Consider the following 2,420-nt stretch of genomic DNA (forward strand, 5'->3'; position numbering starts at 1 on the left):
GATTTGACAAGACTGCTGAGGTTTTTATGGGTTTTTTAAACTTCGTTGGTTCTTTCATATGGCTTCTCTAAAATTTTGTTCACAGAGACTACAACTGAAGGCAAAACAAAACCACCGGTGAAAGAAAAACCAAAACCTACAGCGGAAGAAGAGCTGAAACCACCTGTAGAAGAAGAACCAAAACCACCAGTAGAGGACAAAACAAAACCGCCAATGCAACCAACAGCGAAAGAAAAAATAACTGAAGTAGATAAGGAAACTACTACTGTGGCGGATGGAAAAAAAACAACACCCCCATTGACAAAAGAAATAACAACTACAGTAGCAGATGAGAAAAAAATGTTACCTCTAATAGACAAAATACGGGGTTCTATTTCCTATAAACTAAAGGTTGGCGTTGATTATGAAATCACCCCACAGATAGTTGGTGCAGTTGGTATTACCATGGGCGGGCAACTAAGTGGTTTAAAACCACCGATAAAAATACCAGATGCAACTTTAGAGGTAGGGATTCGTTATAATTTTTAGATATATTTTTAGTATCTATGTAAAAAGGGATTGAAAATGTACTTCTTGCATAACTAAACTAAGCAGAAAAAAAGGCAAAAGAAGCCCCGAGTAGCGAGTTTTGACTCTATAATACCTTAAATTGGCGCTATAATAATTTACTGACGCTCAGTTCAAGCGCGATTTGGCTGGATGTAGAAAAAATGAAAAAGACATGCAGCCGCTATAATTTGATACAATCCGCCAAAAAATACCCTGAGTTTTTTACTAAATTTTGTCATTGAGCCTGTAGATCAAAAACAAGTTTTGAGTCAGAAATAACCTTACTACTACAATAACAAGGTTGACGAAATTTGTCAAGTAGTTTTTTTGTTTCCATGGCTTAGGTAGTTATTTGGGCAACAGACCTTATACCTCTTGTCCTCAAATTCGCATAAATCATGAATTATGCACGTTTCACACGATGGTTTTTGTGCTTTGCAAACATATCTACCGTGCAAAACCAGCCAATGATGAGCATAAAGCAAGTATTTCTTTGGAACTACATTTAAAAGGGATTGCTCCGTTTTAAACACCTCTTTTTCTTTCACGAGCCCCACTCTATTGCTAACTCTAAAAACATGAGTATCAACCGCCAATGTTGGGATGCCAAGCCCTGAATTTAAGAACACATTAGCGCTCTTTCTTCCAACCCCTGGTAAAGACACCAAATCGTCAAAATTCGTAGGAACTTCGCTATTGTACTGCTCAACTAATATTCTGCTAAGCTCAATTATGTTTCTTGCCTTGGAATTATACAAACCGATGCTGCTTATACGTTTTCTCAGCTCGTTTTGTCCCAATTCTAGCATCTTTTCTGGCGTATCGGTGATGCTAAATAGCTCTTTTGTAATTTTATTAACGCTTACATCGGTTGTCCGCGCTGACAAAACTATCGCAACCAGCAATGTAAAATGATTGGTATAATTTAGCTCTATTTTCGGTATAGAATTCGACTGCTTGAACTTTTCAAATATCAATTCTACTTTTTTTGAGTCCATTTCATTTATAGCATCTTTTTTAAGAAAAGAACCCCTCCTTCCCATCATATAAGTACAACTTATCCATTCTCACCACGTCAAAGTTATTTTCTTCAAGTTTGACTAGTAGGCTATTTACATCACTATTTGTAATAGTTTTCTTTTCATTATTCGCAATAAACCTGCAGGTTATTTGATCACTTGAAGATTTTGGACTTCCCGGCCAAATTGCAAGCCCTTTTGAGTACATTGCTATAATTTTCGGATTACTCGATTCAAATAACTTCACTATTTGATCAAAACCAGCTGACTTACTCCAGGCAATTGTTATATCGCTACCAACCAGCTTTCTAATTTTGTAGTCCTGCTTACAGTCATCTTGCGTTTTATTCACTCTACTACCTAAGCTACTGCCAATTATAAGCTCAGATAACGTTGTGGGTTTTTTCCCTAGATTATCTATAACAGCTTCTGCAAATTCTTTGGTACCGACTTTCTGTTTACTCCTTTTCTCCTTATATAAATCGGCAGTGTGTATTCCATCCTCCAAAGTCCTCAGCCACGCATCGTAAATCAGTTTTGCAGTACCCACCTGATCCGTGTAAATTAGCATATGCACTGCAGCATTTAAAAGCCCTGAAGGATTAGCCATGTTTTTTCCTGCAATATCAGGAGCAGAACCGTGCACTGCTTCAAACATTGCGTATTCACTCCCTATATTACTACTTCCAGCTAACCCTACAGAACCTGAGGTTTGTGCTACTATATCTGATAATACATCACCATACAAGTTCTCAGTTACTATAACATCGAAATTCTCGGGCTCTGTGGCAACACGTGCCATTCCAATATCAACTATATAATGTTCTGTCTTTATATCTGGATATTCTTTTG

Annotated in this window: 3 protein-coding genes; 1 reads left to right on the forward strand and 2 read right to left on the reverse strand. The window is 37.3% G+C overall.

What is annotated here, in order from left to right; all coding sequences use genetic code 11:
- Window positions 1-75 precede the first annotated feature (75 nt).
- Window positions 76-528 carry a hypothetical protein gene (locus GO685_RS05890; RefSeq protein ID WP_410543294.1) on the forward strand — a complete coding sequence of 151 codons (453 nt, stop codon included), beginning with the start codon at window positions 76-78 and terminating at the stop codon, window positions 526-528.
- 335 nt (window positions 529-863) lie between these two features.
- Here GO685_RS05890 and nth read toward each other — a convergent pair whose 3' ends face one another.
- Both nth and GO685_RS04800 read right to left on the reverse strand, forming a co-directional pair.
- Window positions 864-1,547: an endonuclease III gene (nth, locus tag GO685_RS04795; RefSeq protein ID WP_175937803.1), complete on the reverse strand. Its 684-nt coding sequence runs from the start codon at window positions 1,545-1,547 to the stop codon at window positions 864-866.
- Window positions 1,548-1,566: 19 nt separating this feature from the next.
- Window positions 1,567-2,420 (reverse strand): isocitrate/isopropylmalate family dehydrogenase (locus tag GO685_RS04800; RefSeq protein ID WP_246226431.1); only part of this gene is annotated, 854 nt, incomplete at its 5' end.

This window comes from Wolbachia endosymbiont of Madathamugadia hiepei, from assembly GCF_013366855.1.
Classification (GTDB): domain Bacteria; phylum Pseudomonadota; class Alphaproteobacteria; order Rickettsiales; family Anaplasmataceae; genus Wolbachia.

Bases quoted from the DNA above. Each gene is read 5' to 3' on its own strand.
- nth (WP_175937803.1), bottom strand. From the start codon at position 1,547: ATGGACTCAAAAAAAGTAGAATTGATATTTGAAAAGTTCAAGCAGTCG.